Origin of the sequence: Amycolatopsis sp. FBCC-B4732 (assembly GCF_023008405.1) — a bacterium.
GTDB lineage: Bacteria > Actinomycetota > Actinomycetes > Mycobacteriales > Pseudonocardiaceae > Amycolatopsis > Amycolatopsis pretoriensis_A.
Map to the genome: position 1 here is coordinate 8167945 of NZ_CP095376.1, position 19809 is coordinate 8187753.

Annotated in this window: 20 protein-coding genes; 10 read left to right on the forward strand and 10 right to left on the reverse strand. The window is 69.7% G+C overall.

Annotated features, from left to right (window positions below; translation table 11 throughout):
- Window positions 1-215: 215 nt before the first annotated feature.
- Window positions 216-1826, reverse strand: a complete 1611-nt coding sequence (gene dnaA / locus MUY14_RS36710) for a chromosomal replication initiator protein DnaA (protein WP_247016277.1) — start codon at window positions 1824-1826, stop codon at window positions 216-218.
- A 575-nt stretch (window positions 1827-2401) separates the two neighbouring features.
- On the opposite strand from dnaA, the gene rpmH reads away from it, so the two are divergent.
- The 9 genes from rpmH to MUY14_RS36755 all read left to right on the forward strand — a co-directional run bounded on the left by rpmH (window position 2402) and on the right by MUY14_RS36755 (window position 8556).
- Window positions 2402-2545, forward strand: coding sequence for a 50S ribosomal protein L34 (rpmH, locus tag MUY14_RS36715; RefSeq protein WP_003082934.1), 144 nt, complete (start codon window positions 2402-2404; stop codon window positions 2543-2545).
- A gap of 21 nt (window positions 2546-2566) precedes the next feature.
- The gene (gene rnpA / locus MUY14_RS36720; protein WP_247016279.1) at window positions 2567-3001 is read left to right on the forward strand and encodes a ribonuclease P protein component; all 435 of its coding nucleotides are present in this window, start codon (window positions 2567-2569) and stop codon (window positions 2999-3001) included.
- Window positions 3002-3006: 5 nt separating this feature from the next.
- Window positions 3007-3342: a membrane protein insertion efficiency factor YidD gene (gene yidD / locus MUY14_RS36725; RefSeq protein ID WP_247016280.1), complete on the forward strand. Its 336-nt coding sequence runs from the start codon at window positions 3007-3009 to the stop codon at window positions 3340-3342.
- A 5-nt stretch (window positions 3343-3347) separates the two neighbouring features.
- Window positions 3348-4463: a membrane protein insertase YidC gene (yidC, locus tag MUY14_RS36730; protein ID WP_247016281.1), complete on the forward strand. Its 1116-nt coding sequence runs from the start codon at window positions 3348-3350 to the stop codon at window positions 4461-4463.
- A 30-nt stretch (window positions 4464-4493) separates the two neighbouring features.
- Window positions 4494-5054, forward strand: coding sequence for a R3H domain-containing nucleic acid-binding protein (locus tag MUY14_RS36735; RefSeq protein ID WP_247025430.1), 561 nt, complete (start codon window positions 4494-4496; stop codon window positions 5052-5054).
- 158 nt (window positions 5055-5212) lie between these two features.
- On the forward strand, window positions 5213-5416 hold the full coding sequence (locus tag MUY14_RS36740; protein ID WP_247016283.1) for a DUF6886 family protein: 204 nt from the start codon (window positions 5213-5215) through the stop codon (window positions 5414-5416).
- 457 nt (window positions 5417-5873) lie between these two features.
- Window positions 5874-6557, forward strand: a complete 684-nt coding sequence (rsmG, locus tag MUY14_RS36745) for a 16S rRNA (guanine(527)-N(7))-methyltransferase RsmG (protein ID WP_247016285.1) — start codon at window positions 5874-5876, stop codon at window positions 6555-6557.
- Window positions 6558-6634: 77 nt separating this feature from the next.
- Complete coding sequence (locus tag MUY14_RS36750; protein ID WP_396126613.1) at window positions 6635-7561, forward strand: ParA family protein; 927 nt, start codon at window positions 6635-6637, stop codon at window positions 7559-7561.
- Complete coding sequence (locus tag MUY14_RS36755) at window positions 7558-8556, forward strand: ParB/RepB/Spo0J family partition protein (protein ID WP_247016289.1); 999 nt, start codon at window positions 7558-7560, stop codon at window positions 8554-8556. Before MUY14_RS36750 ends, MUY14_RS36755 begins: the two co-directional genes overlap by 4 nt.
- A 134-nt stretch (window positions 8557-8690) precedes the next feature.
- Here the strand turns inward: MUY14_RS36755 and MUY14_RS36760 are convergent, their stop codons facing one another.
- Window positions 8691-9635 (reverse strand): D-alanine--D-alanine ligase, encoded by a 945-nt coding sequence (locus tag MUY14_RS36760; protein ID WP_247016291.1) that lies wholly within the window; start codon window positions 9633-9635, stop codon window positions 8691-8693.
- Between the two features lie 25 nt (window positions 9636-9660).
- On the reverse strand, window positions 9661-10980 hold the full coding sequence (locus tag MUY14_RS36765; protein WP_247016293.1) for a PLP-dependent aminotransferase family protein: 1320 nt from the start codon (window positions 10978-10980) through the stop codon (window positions 9661-9663).
- Between the two features lie 189 nt (window positions 10981-11169).
- Between MUY14_RS36765 and MUY14_RS36770 the strand changes: the two genes are divergently transcribed.
- Window positions 11170-11814 carry a GNAT family N-acetyltransferase gene (locus tag MUY14_RS36770; protein ID WP_247016295.1) on the forward strand — a complete coding sequence of 215 codons (645 nt, stop codon included), beginning with the start codon at window positions 11170-11172 and terminating at the stop codon, window positions 11812-11814.
- Between the two features lie 210 nt (window positions 11815-12024).
- On the opposite strand, the gene MUY14_RS36775 is transcribed toward MUY14_RS36770, so the two are convergent.
- From MUY14_RS36775 to murJ, 7 genes are all read right to left on the reverse strand, one after another.
- Window positions 12025-13173: an N-acetylmuramoyl-L-alanine amidase gene (locus tag MUY14_RS36775; protein ID WP_247016296.1), complete on the reverse strand. Its 1149-nt coding sequence runs from the start codon at window positions 13171-13173 to the stop codon at window positions 12025-12027.
- A 272-nt stretch (window positions 13174-13445) separates the two neighbouring features.
- Window positions 13446-13769, reverse strand: coding sequence for a thioredoxin (gene trxA, locus MUY14_RS36780; RefSeq protein ID WP_247016298.1), 324 nt, complete (start codon window positions 13767-13769; stop codon window positions 13446-13448).
- 35 nt (window positions 13770-13804) lie between these two features.
- Window positions 13805-14797, reverse strand: coding sequence for a thioredoxin-disulfide reductase (gene trxB / locus MUY14_RS36785; protein WP_247016300.1), 993 nt, complete (start codon window positions 14795-14797; stop codon window positions 13805-13807).
- 79 nt (window positions 14798-14876) lie between these two features.
- Entirely contained in the window at window positions 14877-15656 is a 780-nt protein-coding gene (locus MUY14_RS36790; RefSeq protein WP_247016302.1) for a hypothetical protein, read from the reverse strand.
- Window positions 15653-16276, reverse strand: coding sequence for an RNA polymerase sigma factor SigM (gene sigM / locus MUY14_RS36795; RefSeq protein WP_125309327.1), 624 nt, complete (start codon window positions 16274-16276; stop codon window positions 15653-15655). Before sigM ends, MUY14_RS36790 begins: the two co-directional genes overlap by 4 nt.
- 31 nt (window positions 16277-16307) lie before the next feature.
- Complete coding sequence (locus tag MUY14_RS36800; protein WP_360775414.1) at window positions 16308-17897, reverse strand: protein kinase family protein; 1590 nt, start codon at window positions 17895-17897, stop codon at window positions 16308-16310.
- A gap of 80 nt (window positions 17898-17977) precedes the next feature.
- Window positions 17978-19783: a murein biosynthesis integral membrane protein MurJ gene (gene murJ / locus MUY14_RS36805; RefSeq protein WP_247016307.1), complete on the reverse strand. Its 1806-nt coding sequence runs from the start codon at window positions 19781-19783 to the stop codon at window positions 17978-17980.
- Between the last annotated feature and the right edge of the window lie 26 nt (window positions 19784-19809).

Sequence of the window (19809 nt, forward strand, 5' to 3'; positions counted from 1 at the left end):
TGCGCTGTGGATCACCTGTGGGCGGGATGTGGACGGAATCCGCGTCGCCGCTGATCAGAGATCTGGTGGCACTGTGGGCAATCCGCCCACACCATGGGGAAACTTGGCTGTGTACAAAGAAGTTTCACGAATTTCGGGCGGGCACCCCGAACACGACTTCGGGGCGTCCACTGTGTGCGGACGCCCCGAAGTCGTTGCTGGGTAAGGGAGAGCTGCTACTGGCGGGCGCGCTGCTTGATGCGCGACGTCAGCTCCTGCACCTGGTCGTAGATGCGCCGGCGCTCGGCCATCTCCTTGCGGATCTTCTTGTCCGCGTGCATGACGGTCGTGTGGTCGCGGCCGCCGAACGTCTGCCCGATCTTCGGGAGCGACATGTCGGTCAGCTCGCGGCAGAGGTACATCGCGATCTGGCGGGACGTGGCGAGCGCCTTCGTCTTGCCGGGGCCGCACAGGTCGTCGAGCGTGACGTCGAAGAACTCGGAGATGACGCCCATGATCGTGGGCGCGGTGATCTCCGGGGCGTGCGAGTCGGGGATGAGGTCCCGCAGCACGATCTCCGCCAGCGCGGCGTCCACCGGCTGCTGGTTCAGCGACGCGAAGGCGGTGACGCGGATGAGCGCGCCTTCCAGCTCCCGGATGTTCGCCTCGACGCGCGAGGCGATGAACTCCAGGACGTCACCCGGTACCGCCAGCCTGTCCTGCGCCGCCTTCTTGCGGAGGATCGCGATACGGGTCTCGAGTTCGGGCGGCTGGATGTCGGTGATCAGGCCCCACTCGAACCGCGTCCGCAGCCGGTCCTCCAGCGTCTCGAGGCGCTTGGGCGGGCGGTCGGAACTGACGACGATCTGCTTGTTCGCGTTGTGGAGGGTGTTGAAGGTGTGGAAGAACTCTTCCTGCGTACCTTCTTTGCCTTCCAGGAACTGGATGTCGTCGACGAGCAGGATGTCTATGTCGCGGTAGCGCCGCTGGAACGCGACCTTGCGGTCGTCGCGCAGCGAGTTGATGAAGTCGTTCGTGAACTCTTCGGTCGAGACGTACCGGACGCGCATGCCGGGGAAGAGCCGTTGCGCGTAGTGGCCGACCGCGTGCAGCAGGTGCGTCTTGCCGAGCCCGGACTCACCCCAGATGAAGAGGGGGTTGTACGCGCGGGCCGGCGCTTCGGCGACGGCGACCGCGGCCGCGTGCGCGAAGCGGTTGGACGCGCCGATGACGAACGTGTCGAAGGTGTACTTCTCGTTCAGCTTCGTCTTCGACGTCTGCGGCTGCGCCGGCGCGGTGTAGGGCTGGCCGGCGATCGGCTGGCCGGAGAACGTCGGCCAGATCTCGTGGACGGCGGCGAGCGCTTCGCCCTCTTCGTCGACTTCTTCGTCCGTGTCGTCACCGTCGTCGGGCTTCGGCGCGACGGACTGGTGCGGGGGCAGCGGCGGCGTGGGCTCGGGGCGCGGCGGCGGCAGCATCGGGCCGGGACCCGGCCGCGGCACGGGCGCCGGCTCGGGCCCGGCGCCGTTTTCCACCCGGCCGGGTGACGGGACGTAGTGGGGGCCGGGAACCGGGGCGACGGCTTCGGTGCTGTCGACCTTCACCGCGAGCGAGATGGCGCGGCCGAGCCGCCGGGAAAGCGCGTCCGTGATCGCGCCGCGCAGGCCGCGTTCGATCGCTTCCTTCGCGAAGTCGCTGGGGGCCGCCAGCAGAGCGGTGCCGTCGAGCAGGCCGATCGGGCGGGTGACGCGCATCCACGCGCGCTGCTGGGGGGACAGGGTCCCGTCCGACAGTTCGCGTACCACCTGTTCCCAGATGACACCCAGATTGTGCTGGTGCTCCGACACCTGACTGGCTCCCCTCCCCTCGTCGGCGTGGACGGCCGAACGCCCCTGGTCACACGGCCCGTGCTCATCAGCGGACCCGCGTGTGCACCGGCACAGCGAATATCCACATAGTTGTCCACAGCTGTGCACTAATGTACGGCGACCCGCGGCGACGCCACCTGCGGGCTCGTCGTACGCCGGTGGGCACTCCACCACCCGGATACTCGTGCACCTCGACCGGTGACCCGAGAGAGGCACGCTAACAAGCCCCGCCCGCTGCCACAAGGCATCCTCGGCGGCCAGCATTTCACGGTGCACGGCGTGTTGCCATTCGGTGCCGGGGCGTCGATGATCTCGGCTCCCGAGGCGGTCGCGTACCGTGGCCGAGGGGGTGCTTACCGCCCGCCCGACCGGGGTGCGTACCCTCGTAAGGTCTCCCGTATGCGACGGGTGCTATTCGCGTGCCCACGTTGTCGTCGCTCGTCGTGACGAGGCCACACGTTGGTAGGAGACACCAGAGACTGCCGTGCGCCCGCACGACACGCCAGGTGGGGGGAAGAGATTCTTCCCGCCCGACGCGACACACAGGAGAAGCAGTGAGCAAGGGTAAGCGCACCTTCCAGCCGAACAACCGCCGTCGCGCGAAGACGCACGGCTTCCGCCTGCGCATGCGTACGCGTGCCGGCCGGGCCATCCTGGCGGGCCGCCGTCGCAAGGGCCGCGCCGCGCTGTCCGCCTGATCCGGCACGTCGGGGCGCGCCGTGCTGCCGGCTGCCGCACGTCTGCGGCGGAGCGAGGATTTCCGCGTGGTTCTCCGTCGCGGGTCCCGGGCAGGCAGGCGTCGCCTCGTCGTCCACGCACTGACCACGGACCCGTCCGAGGCCGCCGACGCACCGTCGGCGGCCAGGGCGGGTTTTGTGGTGAGCAAGGCCGTCGGCAACTCGGTGGTCCGCCACCGCGTCTCCCGCCGGTTGCGTCATCTCGTTTCCGCCAAGCTCGGAACACTGCCCGCCGGCACTTCGTTGGTCGTACGGGCATTGCCGCCGTCGTCGACCGCGTCCAGCGCCGAGCTCGGGTCCGACCTCGACGCCGCGTTGCGTCGGCTGGGGCTTCTGTCGTCGCGCCGTCCGGCCGGGGATGTCCCCCGCCCGACGCGTCCCGCGGACGCGACCCCCGACCACGGATCAGCGGTGTGACCGGCATGCGAGCCACCCCCGAGCACGACCACGAGCACTTCGAGGACAACGCTGTGGAGCCCGAGCCCCTCCGGCCCGGTCCCGTCGCCTGGGTCCTGCTGCTCCCCATCAAGCTCTACCGCAAGGCGATCTCGCCCTTCCTCCCGCCGGCTTGCCGGTTTTACCCGAGCTGCAGCGCGTACGCAGTCGAAGCCCTCACCCGGCACGGTGCCGGCCGCGGCTCCTACCTCGCGCTGCGCCGGCTGCTGCGCTGCGGCCCTTGGACGCCACCCGGCCGCGACCCCGTGCCCGAGGAGTTCTCGTGGCGCCACCGACGACCTGAAACACCGATCGAGGAGTAGCAGCAGTGCTCGATTTCATCTACTACCCCGTGTCCTTCATCCTCTGGTGTTGGCACAAGGTCTTCGGGTTCGTCTTCGGCGAATCGACCGCGGTGGCCTGGATCCTCGGCATCATCTTCCTGACGTTCACGGTCCGCGGCATCATGTTCAAGCCGTTCGTGAACCAGGTCCGGTCGATGAAGAAGATGCAGGACTTCGCGCCGGAGATGAAGAAGCTCCAGAAGAAGTACGCGAACGACCGGCAGCGCCAGGCGCAGGAGATGCAGAAGCTCCAGCGCGAGCACGGCGTCAACCCGCTCGGCAGCTGCCTGCCGATGCTGCTCCAGATCCCGGTGTTCATCGGCCTGAACCACGTCCTGCGCGCGTTCACGATGCCGCCGCCCGGTGGCGGGGTGAAGACCGAGAACTACTTCTTCAGCCAGCACGACGTCGAGTCCTACGTCAACGCGAAGCTCTTCGGCGTCAACCTCGGTGAAGCCGTCTACAACGGTGTCGGTGTCGTCAGCGGCGGCGCCACGAACGTCGGCTTCCACTGGAGCGTGCTCCCGGTCGCGCTCCCCCTGATGATCGTCGCGTCGATCGCCACGCACCTCACCGCGCGCCACTCGGTCGCCCGCCAGAACGCCGCGTCGGCCACCTCGCAGACCGCGATCATGAACAAGCTGACGATGTACATCTTCCCGCTCGGTGTGCTCGTCTTCGGTGCGCTGTTCCCGCTCGGCCTCCTCTTCTACTGGCTGGCGAACAACGGCTGGACCCTGATGCAGCAGCGGCTCGTCTACACGAAGATCGACAAGGAAGAGGCGGCCCGCAAGGCGGAGGCCGCGGAGAAGCGCGCGACGCTCGGCCCGAAGCCGGGTCAGAAGCCGGCCGCGCCGAAGGTCGGTCAGAAGCCGGTCCAGCAGAAGAAGAACCAGCCCGCTCAGGGCGGCGCCCAGAAGAAGGTCGCGAAGGCGGGCTCGGCCCACGGTTTCGCCCAGACGGCTCCTGCGAGCGATTCCGCGGAGCCTGCCACGACGCCCACGGAGACCAACGGCCAGAACGGCTCGAAGGACAACGGCACCGGCGTGCCGGGCCTTCTCAAAGACTCGACCAGGAAGTCGGGCCGGAAGCGCCGCTGAGGCACGACCGGTTCGGAGAGGAGACGAATGATGTCGGAGACGATCGAGACGATCGACGCCGATCAGGAAGACGCGACCCCGGAGCCGGCCGCCGACGAGGCGGGCGAGCAGAAGGCGGGCGGCGGTGACGACGTCCTCGTGCAAGAGGGCGACATCGCCGGCGACTACCTCGAGCGCCTGCTCGATCTGCTCGACTACGACGGCGACATCGACTTGGACGTCGAGGCGGGCCGCGCGATCGTCAGCATCGACGGCGGCGAAGACCTCGAGAAGCTCGTCGGCCCCCGCGGCACGGTGCTCGAGGCGCTGCAGGAACTGACCCGCCTGGCGGTCCAGCAGGAGACGGGCTCCCGCAGCCGCCTGATGCTGGACATCGCGGGCTGGCGCGCGGACCGCCGCGAGGAGCTCCGCGAGCTCGGCCGCTCGACGGCGGAATCGGTCCTCCAGAGCGGCGAGCGGGTGCGGCTCCAGCCGATGAGCCCGTTCGAGCGCAAGGTGGTCCACGACGCGGTCGCGACGGTCGCCGGCGTCACCAGCGAGAGCGAGGGCGAAGACCCGAAGCGCCGCGTGGTGATCTTCCCGGAGTCCTGAGACCCGGTCTTTTCGAAGCGGCCCCACCTCCGGGTGGGGCCGCTTCTTTTTGTGCTGGTGACTGGTGCGCCCGCACCCGGCGAGGTACTCCACTTTCCGGGGACCCGACGATCACCCGCGGCGGATCGCTCGTGGCTCGGCAGCCCCGGGTGCACGCGATGGTGGCGACCGAGCAGGTGTCACCCCTGGGACCGCCGGAACCGGTCGGCGATCTGCTCGCGTTGCACGAGTCGGCGGGGATCGCGCTTCGAGTGCTGCCGAACCTGTGTAGCTTCGTCGACAACGCGGCGAAAAGCTCGCTCGGCTTCAGTGGCATCCGGCTGCGGAACGCGGCGCCGAGACCGAGCGAATTACAGCGGTGATGTTTCACGTGGAACTGGAGGCGTGGGAGCCGAGCCTCCGACGCCTGCTCCTCGCTCATCGGCTGGGTGCGGCGCGGCTCCGGCGCGACACCGCACTGGCGACTCGGAGTTCCGCTAGGCGGCTCCTGGCTCCGGCCCGGGACACGGCGCTTGGCCCGCTTCAACGTGGACGACGACTGGCCCTCGCGGCGGTCCCCCGAGCGGATCAAGGAGCCGGTCTCGCTACCGGAGCTCGGCCACGCCGCGACGAATGCCGAGCGGCAGCGCCGAGAGGCCGCGCCCCTGGAACCACCCCCGACGCCGGGCGCCGTGTTTCACGTGGAACCGCCCACCGGGGGGACGCCGGGTGAGTGGAGTTGTCCACATCTGCGGTCTGTCGGCTCGTTTTCGCTCCGACATCAGGGACAATCGAACGAGCGCCGTTTCACGTGAAACGCGCGGACGAGGAGTAGACGGAGTGAGCTTGGAACAGGCCGCGGGGGCGGTGCGGGCCGCGGCGGAGCGGGTGTTCGGTGAGCACCTGGACCGAGCGGCCGGGTACGTCGAACTCCTGGAGCTTCATGGGGTCGAGCGTGGGCTGATCGGGCCGCGGGAGGTCGAACGGCTTTGGGAGCGGCACGTTCTGAACTCGGCGGTCATCGGTGAGCAGATGGCGAACGGCGCCCGCGTTGTCGATGTCGGCTCGGGTGCGGGGCTTCCGGGTGTACCGCTCGCGATCGCGCGACCGGACCTCGATATCGTCTTGCTTGAACCGATGGCCCGCCGGGTGGACTGGCTGGCCGAGGTCGCCGAGAAGCTGGAACTCCCGATCACCATCGTCCGTGGACGCGCGGAGGAGCGGCCTGTGCGTGAGCAGCTCGGTGGCGCCGACATCGTCACCGCTCGCGCGGTCGCCCCGCTCGCCCGGCTCGCGGACTGGTGTCTCCCGCTGGTCCGTCCCGACGGCTTCCTGGTTGCCCTCAAGGGCGCCAGCGCGGCGGACGAGATCGATCGGGACGGCGCCGCCATCCGCAAGGCCGGCGGGGCCGATCCGCTGATCGTCGAGTGCGGTGCCGCAGTACTAGAGGTCCCCAGCACGGTTGTGAAGATCCGTCGTCTCCCAGCAACGAGCAAGCCGAAGGCGCGGAGCAGGAAGCGTTAACGGGCCGCGATGTTCCACGTGAAACGACGCGACTCGACCACCGACCAGACTTCTACATGGAGGAGGTGTCGAGACCGGTGAATCCCCCGCCGTCCGACTCCACGGAGACCACCCCTGACGTGGGCTGGACCCCGATCGCCGAAGAAGCCGCCCGCGCCGCGCGTCTGCTGCACCCGGAGGAAGGGACGCTCCCGCGTCCCGGCCGCCGTCGGGTGATGACCGTGGCCAACCAGAAGGGCGGTGTCGGCAAGACCACGAGCACCGTCAACCTCGCCGCCGCGCTGGCCGTGCACGGGCTCAAGACGCTAGTCGTCGACCTCGACCCGCAGGGCAACGCGAGCACCGCGCTCGACGTCGACCACCGGTCCGGGACGCCGTCCATCTACGAGGTGCTGATCGGTGAGGTGACACTCGCGGAGGCCGCCCAGGCGACCGAGCAGTCACCGAACCTCTTCTGCGTTCCCGCGACGATCGACCTCGCTGGTGCGGAGATCGAGCTCGTCTCGATGGCGTCCCGCGAGTCCCGGCTCAAGGAGGCGATCTCCTCGGAGGTCCTCAACGAGATCGGCGTCGACTACGTCTTCATCGACTGCCCGCCGTCGCTCGGCCTCCTCACGGTCAACGCGATGGTCGCCGCGCAGGAGGTGCTCATCCCGATCCAGTGCGAGTACTACGCGCTCGAAGGTCTCGGGCAGCTGCTGAGCAACATCGAGCTCGTGCAGCAGCACCTCAACCGCGAGCTCCGCGTCTCGACGATCCTCCTCACCATGTACGACGGCCGGACCAAGCTGGCCGACCAGGTGACGAACGAGGTCCGCAACCACTTCGGCGACACCGTGCTGAAGACCGTCATCCCCCGCAGTGTGAAGGTGTCGGAGGCGCCTGGTTACGGCCAGACCGTCCTCGCTTACGATCCCGGTTCGCGGGGTGCGATGAGCTACGTCGACGCGGCCAAGGAGATCGCCGAGCGCGGCGCACAGTTGGAGAGGGGTAGTTCGACATGACCGAGCGCCGAGGAGGGCTGGGGCGCGGCCTCGCCGCCCTGATCCCGACCGGACCCGCCACCGGCGGTCCCCTGCCCACCGCCGGGGACACGGCGGCGGACAAGAAGGCGGCCGAGGACAAGGGCTGGTTCGCGGCCAACGGTCAGGCGAAGCAGCACAGCGGCGAGGTGGCCGGCGCGGTCTACCGCGAGATCCCGGTCGGTTCGGTCAAGCCGAACCCGAAGCAGCCGCGGCAGGTCTTCGACGAGGACGCGCTCGCCGAACTCGAGCACTCGATTCGCGAGTTCGGGCTCATGCAGCCCATCGTGGTCCGCGAGCTCGGGAACGACGAGTACGAGCTCGTCATGGGCGAGCGGCGGCTCCGCGCGTCGCAGCAGGCGGAGCTCGAAGCGATCCCGGCGATCGTCCGGCAGACCGCCGACGAGTCGATGCTGCGCGACGCGCTCCTGGAGAACATCCACCGCGTCCAGCTGAACCCGCTCGAAGAGGCGGCGGCGTACCAGCAGCTGCTCGACGAGTTCGCGGTCACGCACGAAGAGCTGGCGAGCCGGATCGGTCGCAGCCGCCCGGTCATCACCAACACGATCCGGCTCCTCAAGCTCCCTCTGCCGGTCCAGCGCCGGGTCGCCGCGGGCGTCCTGTCCGCCGGGCACGCCCGCGCGCTGCTGTCGCTGGAGGACCCCGAAAGCCAGGAAGAGCTCGCCGCGCGGATCATCGCGGAGGGCATGTCGGTCCGGGCGACCGAGGAAGCCGTCACGCTCAAGAAGAGCGAGAAGCCGGCCAAGCCGAAGCCCGCCGCGCGCAAGCCGATCCAGGCGCCGGGACTGCAGGAGCTCGCGAACCGTCTTTCGGATCGCTTCGACACCCGCGTGAAGGTCGACCTCGGCCGGCGCAAGGGACGGATCACGCTCGAATTCGGGTCGGTTGACGATCTCGAGCGGATCGTCGCGATCATCGATGCGAATGGGGCGAATCAGACACCGAAAACCGATTAGGGATCACCCCAGGGTGTTTCGTCACGGTGATGATTGCTCGACGCAGTCGCGACGACCACATCCAGTGATCATGAGATCGCGACACGAAAAAGGCCGCCACGGAAGCTCCGAGGCGGCCTTTCGCGTGCGAAGGGTCAGCGGGAAATCGCGCGTCCGATCAGTTCGGCGAACACCGTGCCGAGCGACTTGCCCGCGGCTTCGATCGCCATCGGCACCGTCGACGTCTCGGTCAGCCCCGGCGACGGGTTCACTTCCAGGAAGTGCACCGTCCCGTCCGCCGCGACGATCGCGTCGGTGCGCGAGATGTCCCGAAGCCCGAGGACGCGGTGCGCGGCGACGGCGAGTTCGGCCGCCGCCTTGGCCGCGGCGTCGTCGAGGCGGGCCGGGGTGAAGAAGTCGGTCAGGCCGGCCGTGTAGCGGGCCGTGTAGTCGTACACGCCACTCTCCGGGACGATCTCGACCGCGGGGAGGGCCTCGGGGCCGTCCGCGCCTTCGATGACCGTCACGGCCACCTCGACGCCGTCCACGAACCGCTCGGCGAGCACGGTGTCGCCGTACGCGAAGCAGCCGACCATCGCCGCCGGCAGTTCCGCGGCCTCGCGGACCACCTGGGTGCCGAGCGCCGAGCCGCCCTGGTCGGGCTTGAGGATCAGCGGCAGGCCGAGGCGCTCCACCATCGCGTCGAGCACCGCTTGGGCGCCGAGCTCGCGGAACGTGCTGTGCGGCAGCACCACCCAGCCCGGCGTCACGAACCCGGCGTTCTCGATGAGCGCCTTCGCCGTCGGCTTGTCCCACGCGCGGCGGCAGCCCTGGGAGCCGGTGCCGACGAACGGCACGTCCAGCATCTCCAGCACCGTCTGCACCGAGCCGTTCTCGCCCTCACCGCCGTGCAGCGCGACGACGACCGCGTCCGGCCGCTGGGTGCGCAGGCGCTCCAGCAACCCGGCGTCGGTGTCCCACTCCTCGATGCCGAGGCCCTCGGACTTCAGCGCCGCGGAGAGCCGCCGGCCGGACCTCAGCGAGACGTCGCGTTCGTGCGAAAGCCCGCCGGCGAGCACGGCAACGGTACGGTCGACCACCGTGGAAACTCCTTAGCTAAAAGAACTAGACCGTGTCCGGGGACGGGTTCTGCGGCCCCTGGATCTGGCGCGAGCCCACGTTACCGAAGGTGCGGGCCAGGTCCATTTCGGACTCCAGCACCGCGGCCAGCCGCCGGACGCCCTCGCGGATCCGCTCCGGCGTCGGGTAGCAGTAGGACAGCCGCATCTGGCGGCTGCCGAAGCCGTCGGCGTAGAAGCCGGTCCCCGACGCGTACGCCACCCGGGCGGTCACCGCGCGCGGCAGCATCGCCTTCGTGTCGACGCCCTCCGGCACCGTCACCCAGACGTAGAAGCCGCCGTCCGGCTTGGTCCAGGAACAGCCCGGGGGCAGGTGCTGCTCCAGCGCGGACAGCATCGCGTCGCGCCGGTCGCGGTAGTTCTCCTGGAACTTCTTGATCTGGCCCTTCCAGTCGTGCGTGGCCAGGTAGCGCGACACGATCATCTGGTTGAACGTCGGCGGGCAGAGCGTCGCCGACTCGGCGGCCAGCACGAGCTTCTCGCGCACGGCGTGCGGCGCGAGCACCCAGCCGACGCGCAGGCCGGAGGCGAACGTCTTGGAGAACGAGCCGAGGTACACGACGTTCTCGGGGTCGGCCGAGCGCAGCGCCGGGTAGGTCTGGCCGTCGAAGCCGAGCAACCCGTACGGGTTGTCTTCGACGACCAGCACGCCGTGGTCGCGGCAGATCTCGAGGATCTCCGCGCGGCGCTCGACGGCCAGCGTGACGCCGGCGGGGTTGTGGAAGTTCGGGATCGTGTAGAGGAACTTGACCCGGCGGCCGGCCTTCTCCGTCCGGACGAGCGCTTCGCGCAGCAGCTCCGGCACCAGGCCGTTTTCGTCCATCGCCACGTGCACGACCTGCGCTTGGTACGCGGCGAAGGAGCCCAGCGCGCCGACGTAGGACGGGCCTTCGGCGATCACGACGTCACCGGGGTCGCAGAACAGCCGTGTGACCATGTCCAGGCCCATCTGGGAGCCGACGGTCACGACGACGTCGTCCGGGTGTGCCTTGATGCCCTCCAGGGCCATGATCTCGCAGATCTGCTCGCGCAGCGCCGGGACGCCGTGCGCGGAGCCGTATTGCAGCGCCACGAGGCCGTCTTCGGCGATGATCTCCGCCACCTGTGCCGAGAGCGTGTCGAGCGGGAGCGCGGCCAGGTTCGGCATGCCGCCGGCCAGCGAAACCACCTCGGGCCGGCTGGCGACCGCGAAGAGCGCTCGGATCTCCGAAGCGGTCATCCCGGCGGTCCGGGCGGCGTACCGCTCGAGGTGCGGGTCGAGGTTCTGGCGGCCGCTGTGCGGCTTGCTGGGGCGGTTCTCGGTCATCGACGATTCACCCGTGGCTCGGTTAACAGATCCTGTCGAGTGTAACCGTGCACCCATCCGGGACCCCTGGCCTTTCGGCGCTCGTCACATCGGCCTATCCTCGACCATGGCTCCCGTGTCCGTGCTGTGGTTTTCGCGCGGCTTGACGGCCGGGCAGCCCGTCGGGAGCGCAGGTCAGGGAGGTCGCGGGTGTCGCGTCGCGTCGTGGGCGTCACACTGGACAACCTCGAGCACTTGCCGAAGAGCTGTCGCCGGTGTGTCTACTGGGAGCTCGCTCCCCACCTGAAGAACCAGGCGGAGGAGTTCGGCGCCACCGAGGTCGAAAAGGAAGCCTGGGTCTCGAGCGTGCTGCTCGAGTGGGGTTCCTGCGGCCGCATCGTCTACAGCGACACGCTGCCGGTCGGGTTCGTGCTGTACGCCCCGCCGAACGCCGTCCCGCGCGCGCTGGCCTTCCCGACGTCCCCGCCGAGCGCGGACGCCGTCCTCCTGACGGCCTTCCAGGTCCTCCCCGAGTTCCGCGGTGGCGGCCTCGGCCGGATGCTGGTCCAGGCGGTCGCCAAGGACCTGACCAAGCGCGGTGTCCGCGCGATCGAAGCGTTCGGCGACGCCCGCCCCGACGAGACGGACCCGGACGGCGGCCACAGCTGCGTGCTGCCGGCGGCGTTCCTGCAGAGCGTCGGCTTCAAGACGGTCCGCCCGCACCCCAAGTGGCCGCGCCTGCGCCTGGAGCTGCGCTCGGCGATCACCTGGAAGGAAGACGTCGAGGCGGCGCTGGAGCGCCTGCTCGGCCAGGTGACGATCACCACGGCCGAGCCGAGTCTCGGCCGCGCCTGAGCCACCCCGCAAACGTTTGCGCCTGGGTTTCGTCACGTGCGAAACAGCGTTGTGCACGACTGTGGAAGAAGTGCCGAGTTATCCACAGAGCGCTGATAGGAGCGGTGGAAAAGCTGTGGAGAACTACCCACCACACCTGGGGACGCAGCCTCTGCGTCCCCAGGTGTGGTGGGGCAGGTGAAGGTGAGCCGCTAGGGGTTGTGGTCGGCCCTACTCGGCCTTCGCGAGCTCGTGCGCCAGGACGTCGGCGAACGTGAACGTTCCCGTCGGCTGGTCGCCTTCGCCGAGCAAGTACAGGCGCTTGACGGCGATCAGGATGCCTTCGGCGACGATGTCGCGGAACGCCGGATCGGCCAGCTTGCGGCTGTCGTCCGGGTTCGTCAGGTAGCCGATCTCCACGCGGACCGCCGGGCAGCGGGTGCGGGTGAAGATGTCCCACGACTTGTAGTGCGTGCGGTTGTCCTGCAGGCCCGTGCGGGCTGCGACCTCGCGCTGGATGAAGCCGGCGAGCAGCTCGCCCACCGTCGACGTCGTGCCGTTGCCGGTGCCGAAGTGGAAGCTCGCGACGCCCTGCGCGCGCGGCGACGGGTTCTTGTCGCTGTGCAGCGAGAGGAACAGGTCGGCGCCCGCGTCGTTGGCGAACTTGGCGCGCTCCAGCTCGGTCGGGCTGTGGTTCGGGCCGCGGGAGATCAGCGCCTCCATGCCGGTGGCCTTCATCCGGCCCTCCAGGCGGCGCGCGAGGTCCCAAGCGATGTCGGCCTCGCGCAGGCCGCCGGCGACCACACCGAGGTCGTCACCGCCGTGGCCGGGGTCGATCACGATGCGCTTGCCGCGCAGCCGGGGACCGGCCTGGCGCACCAGCTCCTGCTCGCGCAGGAACACGGGGCGGCCGCCGCGGGCGCGCGGCGAGGACAGGCGGTGCAGCTCGCGGATGGTCGCCGGGCCGCACATGCCGTCCGGCGTCAGGCGCATGTCGCGCTGGAACGTCTTGAGCGCGCGCTCGGTCGCCGGGCCGAAGTAGCCGTCGGGACGGCCGGCGTCGAAGCCCAGCTCGGTGAGCCGCTCCTGGAGCGTGAAGACGTCGTCGCCGTGGACCGGCGACGCGATCATGTAGGACAGCGGACGGCTGCCCAGGTGGTAGCTGGCGCCCTTGAGCGCCTGGAACGTGGCTGCACCCACGACGCCGTCGATGATGAGCCCACGGCGCTGCTGGAAAGCACGGACGGCGTGCTCGACGGCGACGTCGAACGTGTCGTAGTCGTCGGTACCGGTGACCGGCGGGAGCAGGTCCATCCCGGCCAGGATGGACCTGATCTCGGCGACGTCCGGACCGGCGTCACCGCGGCGGAGTACCCGCATGCACTCCTCGCTCTTCCTAAGGCACCGATTCGGGGGCTCGGTGCGTGGCAGAAAACCTTCGCTGGGACAAGCCCAGGTCCTCTATTGTGCCTTGCGAACTCTCGGTGACAGCGCAGGCCCGGTAGGTGCGTCAAGAACCCGTTCGTGGTGAACCTCTAGTGGCCCTCGTCACGCTCGATTCGCCCACGGCGGTGAGATTCCCCCGAACGACGAAGACCCGGGGCCCACAGGAGTATTCCCGCAGGCCCCGGGTCCGCCGGGAGCGTCTTAGCTCAGAGGACGTCGGCGAGGTCCGACAGCAGCGCGGCCTTCGGCTTGGCGCCGACGATCTGCTTCACCGGCTTGCCGCCCTGGAACAGGATCAGCGTCGGGATGGACATCACCTGGTAGTCACGCGGCGTGTTCGGGTTCTCGTCGATGTCGATCTTCGCGATGGTCAGCTTCTCGCCGTTTTCCGCCGCGATCTCCTCGAGCACCGGGGCGACCATCTTGCACGGGCCACACCAGGTGGCCCAGAAGTCGACGAGAACCGGCTTTTCGCTGGTCAGGACCTCGTCGACGAACGTCGCGTCGGTCACCTTCACGGTGTTGGTCATGTTTGCTCCTTCAGGGATGGGTGAACGCCGGAAAGTCAGTTGGTGCCCGCGCCGTAGCCGCCGCCGACGAGCTCGGCCGCCTCGTGCGCGTCCGCTTCGCCGTGCTCCGCGAGCCATCGTTCCGCGTCGATCGCCGCGCTGCACCCGGAGCCCGAGGCGGTGATCGCCTGCCGGTAGGTGCGGTCCACCAGGTCGCCGGCCGCGAAGACGCCGTCGACGTTGGTGTACGAGGAGCGGCCCTGGGTGATGACGTAGCCGTCCTCGTCCAGGTCGACCTGGCCCTTCACCAGCTGGCTGCGGGGGTCGTGGCCGATCGCGACGAAGAAGCCCGAGACGTCCAGCGTCGACTCGCTGCCGTCCTTGGTGTCCTTCAGCCGCAGGCCTTCGACCTTGCCGTCGCCGAGCACGCCGGTGATCTGCGAGTTCAGCTTCCACTTGATCTTCTCGTTCGCGCGGGCGCGCTCGAGCATGATCTTGGACGCGCGGAACTCGTCGCGCCGGTGGACGAGGGTGACGGACTTCGCGAACTTCGTCAGGAAGGTCGCCTCCTCCATCGCCGAGTCGCCACCGCCGGCGACCACGATGTCGTGGTCCCGGAAGAAGAAACCGTCACAGGTCGCACAGGCCGAGACACCGCGGCCGAGCAGCTCCTGCTCGCCCGGCACGTTCAGGTACCGCGCCGCCGCGCCCATGGCGAGGATGACCGCGCGGGCGGCGTAGCGCTTGCCGTTCGCGTGGACGTACTTCACGTCCCCGGTCAGCTCCAGCGACTCGACGTCCTCCGCGCGCAGCTCGGCGCCGAAGCGCTCCGCCTGCTTGCGCATCTCCTCCATCAGGTCCGGCCCCATGATGCCGTCGCGGAACCCGGGGAAGTTCTCGACCTCGGTCGTCGTCATCAGCGCGCCGCCGAACTGCGTGCCCTCGAACACCAGCGGTTCCAGCTGGGCCCGTGCCGCATAAACGGCAGCGGTGTATCCGGCAGGACCCGACCCGACGATGATCAGGTTCCTGATTTCCTCGGCAGCCACCCGTGACCTCCGCTCGTAGTGACCCGTGTACCAGGCTCAACACGATGGTAGGTGGCCATGTTCCCAGCCGTGACAGCCGCTACTTCTCCCCAACGACCTTGTCGAACAACACAGCCGGATTACCGGGCCCGCAGTCGGCGCCGAAGGCGACCAGGCGGAACTGGGCGAGCTTGCCGGTGGTCAAGATGATCATCACCCCGGCCTTGCCGCCGACGTTCACCGGGCGGATGCCCTCCGGGCGCACCTTGGGGTCGAGCCCGGCGGCCGCGATGCACGCGTCCAGCTTGTCCTCGTTCTGCAGCGGACCGAAGTCGCGGACGCCGATCGCCTTGCCGACCAGGGCCTGCGCCCCGGCACCGTCGTTGCCCACCGACGGACCCGAAGGCGCCGGTGCGGCGACGTTCGGGGTGCCGGTCTGCTGCGACGTGCCGGGGATGGCGACCGTCACGGCGACGACCGCCGCCGCGGCCGCGGTCAGCACCCCCGCGGCCCAGCCGAGCCGCTTGTTCCGCCGCCGCCGGGCCGCCGCGAGGTCCACCACCTGGGCGTCCCGCGGTGCCGGAGCTGCCGGCGAGGTCTCACGAAAGTGGGCGGCTGCTTCGGCGGCCAGCGCCGCGTCCAGCCGCGCCGCGAACTCCGCGGGCATCGGCGGGACCGGCGCGTCGGCTAGCGCGGCCAGGTCGGCCTGGGTGGCGTCGAGGGCCTCCAGGATCGCCCGGGCTTCCGGATCCGCGTCGACCAGCGGCCACAACTCGGCCGCCTGAGCGTCGTCCAGCACTCCGGCGTGGAGGTCGGCGAGCACGTCGACAGACCAGGGCGGACCGACGGTCCCCCCGATCCCCCGGCTTTCGTCCGTCATCGTCCCTCCCCGCTACCCGGCTGACGCCCGGCCCGTTTGCTTTCGTGAGTTGGGACGTTCGCAATCGCATCGGGGTTCCGCAGGTGCCCGAGAACCTTCGCGAGTTTTCCGCGGCCCCGCGCGCACCGGCTCTTCACGGTGCCTTCGGCGATGCCCAGCAGCTTCGCCGTCTCGGCGACGGAGTAGCCCTCGACGTCGACGAGCACGATCGGGGCGCGCTGGTCTTCGGGCAGCTGCTCGAGGGCCTCGCGCACGAGCAGGCTGGTCTCCCGCTCGGCCATCGAGTCCCGCGGCGACGCCGGCTCGTTGAACCCCGTCTCCGGCAGCGGCACGGTCGGCCGCGCCTGGCGGCGGCGGATCCGGTCGAGGCAGGCGTTCACCACGATCCGGTGCAGCCACGTCGTGACCTGCGACTCCGCGCGGAACTTGTCGGCGGCCCGGAACGCCGAGATGAACGCGTCCTGCAACGCGTCGGCGGCCTCTTCGGGGTCGCGGACCGTGCGCAGGGCGACGGCCCACATGCGGTCCCGGTGGCGCTGGACGAGTTCGCTGAACGCATGAGGATCCCCCGCGGCGTGAGCCGCTATCAGATCCGCATCCGTGGGAGCTGCAGCTGTCACCCGGGAGAGCCTACTGACCCTGTCGGGTGGGTCACCCCGCAGGCAGGAAGGTCAGGTCCGCGATTTCGGTCTGGAACTCCTCGTCGGCGCCACCCAGCTGAGTGATCCAGACGATGAAGTACTCACCCTGGGTCGGCTGGGCCAGCGGAATCGTGGTGTCGCCGTCCTTCAGGTCGCCGTTGCCGACCACCTTCGTGTCGGCCAGGTCGGGGTTCTTCTCGGTCGCCGAGCGGATCTCGACCTTGGTGCCCGCGGTGCCGCCGGACACCTGCACCTGGCTGAGGGTGATCGGGTCCTTGAAGGTGACGACCAGCCCGACGCCCGGCTTGACGGCCGGGAACTGCTGCTTGTACTGCTCGGTCCGCCACTGCGTGTCGGCCTTGCCGTCGATCGCGTACTTCGCCCGCGCGGTGTTGTCGCCCTTGCCCTCGGGGTTGTAGACGGCCACCGCCTGCGGCTTCACCGCGGCGCCGACGGTGGGTGACGGCGGCGGGGCCGGCTGGCTCGGCGCGGGCGGCTGCCCGGCGGGCTGGCTCGACGCCGGCGGCGCGGCGACGTTGATCGTCGGCCCGCTCGCCTTCGAGTCGCCCTGGAAGACGTTGATCAGCATCAGCCCGCCCCAGGCGAGGATGACGACGGTCGCGACCACCAGCACGGTGACGCCGAGCGCGAGCTTGCGTCGCCGGGCGACGTCCTTGACCGGCTTCTTCGTGGTCCAGACGGTGCCTTCGCCTTCGGCCGGGTCACCGCCGACGGCCTTGATCAGCTGGGTGCGCTCTTCCTCCTCGGCCACCTGGTCGAGCATCCGGAGGATGGCCGCGCTGGTGCGGATGCCGCCGTTGCCGCCGTCCTCGATGGTGCGGACGGCCAGCGACGACAGGTCCGCCGGGACCGTCGGCACGAGCTGGCGGGGCGGGATGATCCGGTTTTGCGGCGACAGTGGTGCCGGCGGGATCGCGGGCGGGCCGCCGGGCAGCGCCCAGCGGCCGGTCAGCAGCAGGTAGAGCACCGCGCCGAGCGCCTTGACGTCGTCGCGCAGCGTCGCTTCCGGCAGCGGGCCGGGGAACGCGAGCTTCAGCGCGCCGTTCGGCGTCAGCCGCAACCGCTGGGGGTGGTCGAGCCCGAGGACGAGCCCGTTCTGGTGGGCCTGTTCGACGGCTTCGGCCAGCGCCTGCACCATCCGCGCGGCCGCGGCGGGCGCCACCGGCCGCTGCGCGACGAGGTCGACCAGGTCGCTGCCCTTGGTCCACTCCGCGACGACGACGCCGAGCAGGCCTTCGCTCGAGGTGATGCCGCTGCCGAGCGCGAGCACGTCCAGCACGCGGGCGACACCGCCGTGGCCGAACTTGGACGCGTGGGTGGCGCGTTCGAGGGTGCGCCGGGCCAGCCGGGCGGCCTCGGGATCGGCCGGGTCACCGACCAGCAGGGTCAGCGCGACGTCCCGCTTCAGCTGCCCGTCGCGCGCACGCCAAAGGTGCGCGTCACCCCGCTCGTCCACGCCGAACTGCGCGAGGAGGCGGTAGCGGCCGTCGCCGACCACGCGCCCGGGGGCCAGCGATCCGACCTGGGCCTTGCCCACGTGGTTCGCACCCCCCGCCTGTTCGCTCCGCCTCGTGTCCACCCGCACTCTCTCCCGTTAGCTCCCCCGCCAAGGTTACCCAGAATACGACGCGGGAGTCGTCGCCATCCGTACCGGAATCGTTACCCGCGCTTGATCAACCGGGTGAACCTCGAAGTGGCCGGCCTCAGCTCCTCCACCTTCAGCGCCATGAGCACGCCGAACGAGACCACGATGCCCACCACGCTCTGGAGCAGGAGTTTCGCCCAGGCCCCGAAAGTAGGCCCGAAAGAGTCCGGTACCAGCTTGCCCGCGACCCACGCCGCGGCGACACCGAGCACGCTCGCCACCACCGTGAAGAGGATCACGCCGATCACCCGCTTGCTCCGCAAGTTGCCCAGCGTCACCCAGAGCCACACCTGACCGAGGATCGCACCGACCACGAACGTCAGCGCGTTGACCATCATCACGCCGAGCACGACGTTGTCCGGCGACAGCAGCACCGGGCACAGGTACAGCAGCGGCACCTTGACCAGCGTCATCACGATCATGATCAGCGTCGGCGTGCGGGCGTCCTTCATCGCGTAGAAGACGCGCATCTGCAGCATGACCAGCGCGTACGGCAGGAGGGCGAACGCCGAGATGGCCAGCGCGTCGCCGAGCCGCTCGGCGGTCTCCACCGTGCCCTTGCCGAAGGTGAACAGCGCGATGCCGATCGAGCCGCCGACCACGGTCATCACCGCGGAGATCGGGACGAGCATCACCGTCGAGATCCGCGACGCGTACGAGAGGTCGCCGATGAGCTTCTTGTGGTCGCCGTCCGCGGCCGCGCGGCTCATCCGCGGCATGATCGCCGTCAGCAGCGAGACGCCGATGACGCCGTACGGCAGCTGGAAGAGCAGCCAGGCGTTGCTGTAGGCCGTCACACCGCCGGGCGAGCCGCTGGTCAGCACGCGCGTGTTGATCGTGTAGCCGATCTGGCTGACCGCGACGTAGCCGAGGATCCAGAGGGCGAGGCCGCCGAACTCCTTCATCTGCTTGTCGATGCCCCAGCGCCACTTGAACCGGAAGCCGGACCGCAGCAGCGGCGGCACCAGCAGCAGCGCCTGCGCGACGATGCCGCCGGTCACGCCGATGCCGAGCGTCAGCACCTTGGGGTCGGTGATCGACGGGTTCGCGGTGTCGATGTCGCCCGGCATGATCCAGACGACCAGGATCGTGAAGATGACGACCAGGTTGTTGATCACCGGTGCCCACGCCGTCGGCCCGAAGACCTGCTTGGCGTTCAGCACCGCCGAGAGCAGCGCGAAGACGCCGTAGAAGAAGATCTCCGGCAGCAGCAGGTAGGCGAACGCCGTGGTCAGACCGGAGCTGGCCTTGCCGGAACCGTCGACGTACAGGCTCGTGAACGCCGGCGCCGCGAACACCGCGACCACCGTGCCGACCAGCAGCAGCGTGAACGCCACGGTGATCAGGCGCTGGGTGTAGGCGCGGCCGCCGTCGGGCTCGTCCTGCGCCCGCACCAGCAGCGGCACCACCACGCTGGCGAGGACGCCGCCCATCAGCAGCTCGAAGATGATGTTCGGCATCGTGTTGGCGACGTTGAACGAGTCGTTCGCGATGCCCTGGCCGATCGCGCCGACCAGCAGCAGCTTCCACAGGAAGCCGGTGATCCGGCTGATCAGCGACGCGATCGCCATCCGGCCGGACGCCTTCGCCAGCGACGGCGCCTTGGCCGGTGCCTCCGGCGCGTCCTCGCCCGGCTTCGGCTTGACGAGCGGCGTCTTGAGCGCCGGCATGACCTGGGTGGCCAGCGCGTCGTACGGCCGCATGACGTCGGGGTCGGCGACCGGCCAGCGCGAGTTCATCGGGACGCCGGCGGTGCGCGGGATGAACCGCGTGGCCTCCGGGTCGGGCGGGCGCTGGGCCTCCTCCTGCCACGGCCGCACCGGCGCCGGACGACGGGTGCCACGGC